At 38.1% G+C, this 2,691-nt stretch carries 3 protein-coding genes; 2 read left to right on the forward strand and 1 reads right to left on the reverse strand.

The window, feature by feature from the left end; translation table 11 throughout:
• A partial coding sequence (locus tag AC1DPQ_RS23985; protein WP_477611104.1) for a carbon-nitrogen hydrolase family protein occupies positions 1-1,225 on the forward strand: 1,225 nt, incomplete at its 5' end.
• A 62-nt stretch (positions 1,226-1,287) separates the two neighbouring features.
• On the opposite strand, the gene AC1DPQ_RS23990 is transcribed toward AC1DPQ_RS23985, so the two are convergent.
• A complete protein-coding gene (locus tag AC1DPQ_RS23990; protein ID WP_477582305.1) occupies positions 1,288-1,494 on the reverse strand; it encodes a hypothetical protein in 207 nt (68 codons plus the stop codon).
• Positions 1,495-1,632: 138 nt separating this feature from the next.
• Between AC1DPQ_RS23990 and queG the strand changes: the two genes are divergently transcribed.
• Entirely contained in the window at positions 1,633-2,568 is a 936-nt protein-coding gene (queG, locus tag AC1DPQ_RS23995; RefSeq protein WP_477611105.1) for a tRNA epoxyqueuosine(34) reductase QueG, read from the forward strand.
• Positions 2,569-2,691 lie beyond the last annotated feature (123 nt).

Genomic DNA, 2,691 nt, shown 5'->3' on the forward strand with positions numbered 1-2,691 from the left:
CCTCTATGGAATCGAAATTTTCGTGCACCCTGACTTCCGTGGTTTGCGCTTGGGAAGAAGGTTATATGAGGCACGTAAAGAACTCTGCGAAAGCCTAAATCTAAAAAGCATTATTGCCGGTGGCAGAATTCCGGGTTATCACCAATATGCAGAACAGCTTAGCCCAAGGCAGTATATAGACAAGGTAAAAGCAAAAGAAATTTACGATCCTACATTGACTTTCCAGATCTCTAATGATTTTCACGTAAGAAAAGTATTGAAAAACTATTTACCTGGTGATAAAGAATCAAAAGAGTATGCTACCTTAATTGAGTGGAATAACATTTATTATCAAGGTATTGATGCTTCAGCCCGTTCGGCAATGACCATCCGTTTGGGTTTGGTGCAATGGGAAATGCGTTTATTCCCCAATATGGATGCATTTTATGAGCAAGTAGAGTTTTTTGTTGATGCGCTAAGTGGTTACAAATCAGATTTCGTGATGTTCCCTGAGCTATTCAACACGCCCTTACTGCAACCTTATAATCATTTGCCAGAGATTGAGGCCATGCGCAAACTCGCCGAAAAAACAGAAGAGATTGTACAAAAAATGCATGAGTATTCCTTGAGCTACAATACTAACATCATTACAGGCAGTATGCCACTTATTGAGGATGGCAAACTTTATAATGCCACTTACCTTTGTCACCGTACCGGTAAAATAGACGAGTATAGAAAAATCCACATTACACCGAATGAGCAAAAATATTATGGTATGATCGGTGGCGATAAAGTACAGGTATTTGATACCGATTGTGGTAAAGTGGGCATTTTGATCTGTTACGATGTAGAATTCCCTGAATTAAGCCGCATTTATGCCGATCAGGGCATGCAGATTTTATTTGTACCATTCTTAACGGATACACAGAATGGTTATACACGTGTTCGCCATTGCGCACAAGCAAGAGCTATAGAAAACGAATGTTATGTGGCCATTGCAGGCTGCGTGGGCAATTTACCGAAGGTAAACAACATGGACATCCAGTTCGCGCAATCGGCAGTTTTTACACCTTCTGATTTCGCTTTCCCTACCAATGCCATAAAAGCAGAAGCTACGCCAAATACGGAGATGGTTTTAGTGGTAGATGTTGACCTGCATTTACTAGACGAACTGCACCACTATGGAACAGTAAAAGTGCTAAAAGACAGGCGGAAAGACCTTTATCAGGTTAAACTATTAAAATAAAAACACATAAAAAATGCCGGTCAAATTAATTTACCGGCATTTTCATTTTAATCTAAAGCTAATTATTTTCTCATCACAAACCATATAATCAAACCAATGATAATGGCTATCGGTAAAACCCATTTTAAGGCTTGACCGCCACCGTTTTCATCTTTCTCAGTAACGGCAGGTTTTGCCGGCCCCGGGTTTTCTTTATGACTTTCGTAATCTTTTTCGATCGGTTTAGGAGCTGCTCCTGATTCCGTATGTTGTGGATCTATATTTTCCATAGCTAATACTCTAAAAGTTCGTCCTTTCCTAGTGTAATTTCAATCAGGATGAACCATAATTAATTAATTTAGTTTCTGTATTTAGAACAAGTGATTAATGAAAATGTTTTAAATCCTAAGCCTTATCTTTGCAGATCGGTGTACAACAATTCTGCAAAATATAGCCAACTCATCAAAGATGAAGCCCTGCGTTTGGGTTTTATGGCCTGTGGCATTTCAAAAGCTGAATTTCTTGAAGAAGAGGCACCAAGGTTAGAAAAATGGCTGAATCAAAACCGCCATGGTGAAATGAAATATATGGAAAATTATTTCGATAAACGCCTCGACCCCAGACTTTTAGTTGAGGACGCAAAATCAGTAATTTCCTTATCCTTAAACTATTATACAGAAGAAAAACAATCAGATCCTGATGCGCCAAAAATTTCCAAATATGCGTACGGACAAGATTACCATACAGTAATAAAAGATAAATTAAAGGAATTAACTCATTTTATTGAAGAAAACATTGGTGAGGTTTCGGGAAGGGCATTTGTAGATTCTGCTCCGGTTTTAGATCGTGCCTGGGCGAAAAAATCGGGTATTGGCTGGATTGGTAAAAATTCTAACCTGATCAGTAAAACTGATGGTTCCTTTTTTTTTCTTGCAGAGTTGATTGTTGATCTGGAGCTAGATTACGATCACCCATATCAAGCTGATTATTGCGGAAGCTGCACAAGATGTTTAGATGCCTGCCCAACTGATGCCATTATTGCACCTCAGGTTGTAGATGGAACCAAATGTATCTCCTACCTCACCATTGAGCTGAAAAATGAAATTCCCAATGAGTTTAAAGATAAAATGAGCAACTGGATGTTCGGTTGTGATATCTGTCAGGATGTTTGCCCATGGAATCGTTTCTCTAAAGCACACAATGAAGAAGCTTTTAAGCCTGAGAACGGCTTAMTGGATTTGAACGCAAAAGATCTGACTGAAATTACAGATGATGTTTTTAAAAAGGTCTTTAAAGGATCGGCAGTTAAGCGCACTAAATTCTCCGGACTAAAAAGGAATATCGATTTTCTGAAACCTGAATAGTCACAAATCTTTTTTATATTTGATATTATGACTGACATTCAATTATATACAAAATTAGCAGACTTACCTACCGGGCTAAAAAAAAGGGTATCAGATTATATTGATTCTTTAATGGCAAAAGAG

The sequence above is a fragment of the Pedobacter sp. 01T416_2 genome, from assembly GCF_056398925.1.

Bases quoted from the DNA above. Each gene is read 5' to 3' on its own strand.
- AC1DPQ_RS23990 (WP_477582305.1), bottom strand. From the start codon at position 1,494: ATGGAAAATATAGATCCACAACATACGGAATCAGGAGCAGCTCCTAAA.